Raw genomic sequence first — 3,912 nt, forward strand, 5'->3', positions numbered from 1 at the left:
GGATCTGGTTCGGGCTGGCACCGGCGGACAGGCCCGCCACCGACGGGACAGAGGCCGAGCGTATACCCTTCCGGCGGCTCGGCCTGCTCAGCCTCGCGGTGCTGGCCGTCGCCTATGCCGGGATCACCGGAACCGCCGGAGGCATGGCGGCCTCTCTGGCGGCGGGACTTGCAGCTTTGGCGCTGTTCCTGAGGCTGGATGGCAAGAGCGCAGGCGACCGGCTGTTGCCCTGCCGCGCCTTCGATCCGCGCGATCCGGTGGGGGCGGCCCTGGTGATGGTGCTGGCGGTCAGCATCGCGACGATGGGGCTGACGACCTATGGGCCGCTTCTGATGGCGTTGATCCACGCGACCCCGCCCCTGATCGCGGGCTATGTCGTTGCGGCGGTCTCCATCGCCTGGACGGTGGGGGCGGTGCTGTCCTCGGGCTTGCCAGAGCGGCATGATCCGAAGATCATTGCCGCCGGTCTCTGCCTGATCTTCCTCAGCGTTGTCGGATTGCTCTATGCGGTGCCGCATGGGCCTGTCGCGCTGATCGCCGTCTTTGCGGCCTGCGAGGGTCTGGGGTTCGGCCTGTCCTGGACCTTCGTCCTGCGTCGCGGCATGCGGCTTGTAAGGGCCGAGGATGCCGACCGGCTGAGCGCGGGTCTGCCGACAATCAGCCGTCTGGGTTATGCCTTCGGCGCCTCTGCCGTCGGCATCTTCGCTAACGCCGCAGGCTTCAGTGCCGAGGCCGGGCCGGATGCCGCCGCCGATGTCGCGCGGGTGATCTTTGCAGGCAGCCTGCCCTTTGCTGCGATTGCCATGCTGTGCATGGCCCGCTTCGTCACCGCGCGTGTGTGAGAGGACTTGCGCGGCGGGCATGAGGGGCCGCATGATCCCGGTCAGGGAGAGAGCATGACCAGCGGCAAGGCACTGCATCCATTTCTCGATCACGACGGGCCCATCGCCTTTGCCCATCGCGGCGGGTCTTTGGAGGTCGAGGAAAACACGATGGCGGCCTTTTCCCATGCGGTCGCCCTTGGCTACACGCATATCGAAACCGACGTGCAGGCGACGCGTGATGGCGTGGCGGTGATCTTTCACGACGACACGCTGGAGCGGATGACCGGAGAGCCGGAGCGCATCGCGGATCTGACATGGGATGAGCTCAGCCGCCGCCGCACAAATGGTGGGGCCGCAATCCCGCTTCTGGACGAGGTGCTGGCGGAATGGCCGGGGTTGAGGATCAATCTGGAGTCCAAGGCCGATGCCGCGGTAGAGCCGATGGCGTGCGCGATCCGGCGGGCGGATGCGCTCAATCGGGTCTGTGTCGGCGCTTTTGACGTGAAACGCACCGCGCGGCTGCGCAAACTGCTCGGCCCCGGCCTCTGCTGGTCACCCGCCCATGCCGGTGTGCTGTGCCTCTGGCTGCGCGGCTGGTCGCTGCCCGGTTGGCGACCCGACTTTCCGGTCGTGCAAGTGCCCACCGCGTTCCGGGGCATTCCGATTGTCACCCCGCGTTTCATCCGCGCCGCCCATGCCCATGGCGTACAGGTCCATGTCTGGACCGTGGATGAGGCGGGTGAGATGGAGCAGCTTCTGGATATGGGTGTCGACGGGTTGATGACCGACCGGCCAAGCCTGCTGAAGCGGGTGCTGGCGCGGCGGGCGGGCTGAAGGGGCTTCACATCGCGGATTTCCCCGCGTATAGCCGCCCCCTGATCCGCCGGAGTGAAGACCGATGCAAGGCAGTGCCAACCTCAACCTGATGATCAAGGCCGCGCGCAAGGCGGGCCGCTCCCTCGTGAAGGACTTCCGCGAGGTCGAGAACCTTCAGGTCTCGGTCAAGGGCGCGGGCGATTTCGTCAGCCGTGCCGACACCGCCGCCGATAAGATCATCCGCGATGAACTGATGGGCGCGCGTCCGACCTATGGCTGGGTCGGCGAGGAAAGCGGTGAAACCGACGGCACGGACCCGACCCGGCGCTGGATCGTCGATCCCCTCGACGGCACGACGAACTTTCTTCACGGTCTGCCGCACTGGGCGGTGTCCATCGCGCTGGAGCACAAGGGCGAGATCGTCGCGGGCGTGGTATTCGATCCGGCCAAGGATGAACTCTTCTGGGCCGAAAAGGGTGCAGGCGCCTGGATGAACGAAAGCCGCATCCGCGTTTCAGGACGGCGGTCGATGGGCGAGGCGCTGCTGGCGACGGGCGTTCCCTTTGGCGCGAAAAAGACACTGCCCGCAATGATGCGCGACCTTGCCCGCCTGATGCCCGCGACAGCGGGGATGCGGCGCATGGGTGCTGCGTCGCTTGACCTCGCCTATGTCGGGGCGGGCCGTTATGACGGCTTCTGGGAGCGCGAGCTGAACATCTGGGATATGGCCGCAGGCCTGTTGCTGGTGCGCGAGGCGGGCGGGTTTGTCGAAGCCGTGCGTGAAGGCCGCGACATCTTCGAAAGCGGTTCGGTCATCGCAGCGAATGGCGAACTGTTCGCCGCTGTGGCCAAGGTGCTGCGCGCGCCCGAATAACGGCAGGCGGGAACCGCTGCCTGCATATATCAGTTTTCTGCGTTTCCGGTCCGGTCGCAAACCAGCGGGATGCACCATTCCTGAAGCAACGGGGACGGGCACCGGAGATGCCCGTCCGGGATAGAGTCGCATCAGGCTCAGGCCGGTTGGTCCGGGCGCGTGCCGAGGGTTACGGTCGCATCGACCGGCTTTCCGTCGCGCAGAAGGCCAAGTTTCACCTCGCTGCCCGGCACGTTGGTCGCGATCATCCGGGTGAGGTCGCGTGGGTCCTTTACCTGCGCCCCATCGACGTTGAGTACGATATCGCCACGTTCCAGCCCGGCTTTGGCGGCGGGCGTGTCGGTGGTGACATCGGTGATCAGCACGCCTTCGGCCTTGTCGAAACCAAGGGCCGAGACGATGCCCGCCGTCACCGAACTGCCAGGGCCGAACGGGTTGCCGATGGCGACCACGTCCTGACCGACCTTGAGTTGGGTGGAATCGCCGAAGGCCACCGTCGGCAGGTCGCTGCCCTCTTCGATCTTGATCAGGGCGATATCGGTCGCCGCGTCGGCGCCCAGAACCTTGCCGTCGATCTTGCGGCCATCGGCCAGCGTCACCTTCACCGTGTCGGCACCGTCGACAACATGGGCATTGGTGACGATCTGACCGTCGCCAGTGATGATGAAACCGCTGCCCACGCCGTGCATCTCGGGCGCGCTGCCGTCTGGGGCACGACCGGGGCGGCCATTGCGGGCGGTGCAAAGACCGGCGTGATCGCCGTCAACGCAGTCGCCCGCATCAACGCGCCGACAAGCAGCGCCGGGGCCTCGATTCCTTACGGAAATGCAATCGCGTCTTCAGGGGACGCGAGGGGGGCCCGCGTTAGGGCTTGTTGCGGCAACCGCAGGTCCTCGCTACCGAAAGGCGCGAAGAATGACTGCCTGATCCTCAACCCGCAGGCGGAGTGTGCTGTTGGTTCCCATGGGGCAATGCGTCATCGTGTTCTGGATCAGGTTGACCAGCATCTGCCGTAGCATCCTCTCATCCCCCAGAATGCGGCATCCTGCGATGAGGACAGCAGGGCAAGGGTCTGTCCGCCCCTGTGTTTCGGTGCTGATCGCGGGAGACGCTCCGGGCTGGGCGGACGGACGTTTTATCGTCGGCGCTATGTCGAAAAGCTGCTGGAAGAAGAACGCGGCGCGTTGGGCGCGCTTGACCGGCAGGTCATCGCCAGTCTTGAAAGCGGCCAGTATATCTCGCAAAACCCTGAAGCCGTGACCGGGGAAGACGCCAGTTTCGGCGGGCGTATGGCCGATCGGGTGGCAAGTTTCGGCGGATCCTGGACGTTCATCCTTTTCTTTGCGCTGATTCTGATCCTATGGATGGCGGTGAACTCTCTTTGGTTCGCATCCCGGC

At 65.6% G+C, this 3,912-nt stretch carries 5 protein-coding genes and 1 pseudogene; 4 read left to right on the forward strand and 2 right to left on the reverse strand.

What is annotated here, in order from left to right:
* The 3 genes from WBB85_RS16500 to WBB85_RS16510 form a co-directional block, all read left to right on the forward strand.
* Window positions 1-842, forward strand: an 842-nt coding sequence (locus WBB85_RS16500) for a hypothetical protein (protein WP_432639689.1), incomplete at its 5' end; no start/stop codon positions are given.
* A gap of 54 nt (window positions 843-896) precedes the next feature.
* Window positions 897-1,658 carry a glycerophosphodiester phosphodiesterase gene (locus tag WBB85_RS16505; RefSeq protein ID WP_432639690.1) on the forward strand — a complete coding sequence of 254 codons (762 nt, stop codon included), beginning with the start codon at window positions 897-899 and terminating at the stop codon, window positions 1,656-1,658.
* 64 nt (window positions 1,659-1,722) lie between these two features.
* Window positions 1,723-2,514, forward strand: a complete 792-nt coding sequence (locus WBB85_RS16510) for an inositol monophosphatase family protein (RefSeq protein ID WP_432639691.1) — start codon at window positions 1,723-1,725, stop codon at window positions 2,512-2,514.
* Between the two features lie 137 nt (window positions 2,515-2,651).
* On the opposite strand, the gene WBB85_RS16515 is transcribed toward WBB85_RS16510, so the two are convergent.
* Entirely contained in the window at window positions 2,652-3,194 is a 543-nt protein-coding gene (locus WBB85_RS16515) for a S1C family serine protease (protein WP_432639692.1), read from the reverse strand.
* A 216-nt stretch (window positions 3,195-3,410) separates the two neighbouring features.
* On the reverse strand, window positions 3,411-3,533 hold the full coding sequence (locus WBB85_RS16520) for a hypothetical protein (RefSeq protein WP_432639693.1): 123 nt from the start codon (window positions 3,531-3,533) through the stop codon (window positions 3,411-3,413).
* Window positions 3,534-3,698: 165 nt separating this feature from the next.
* Between WBB85_RS16520 and WBB85_RS16525 the strand changes: the two are divergent.
* Window positions 3,699-3,912: pseudogene (locus WBB85_RS16525) on the forward strand (DUF1003 domain-containing protein); the annotation flags it as partial.

The sequence above is a fragment of the Albidovulum sp. genome (assembly GCF_049646345.1).
Taxonomy (GTDB): domain Bacteria; phylum Pseudomonadota; class Alphaproteobacteria; order Rhodobacterales; family Rhodobacteraceae; genus Albidovulum.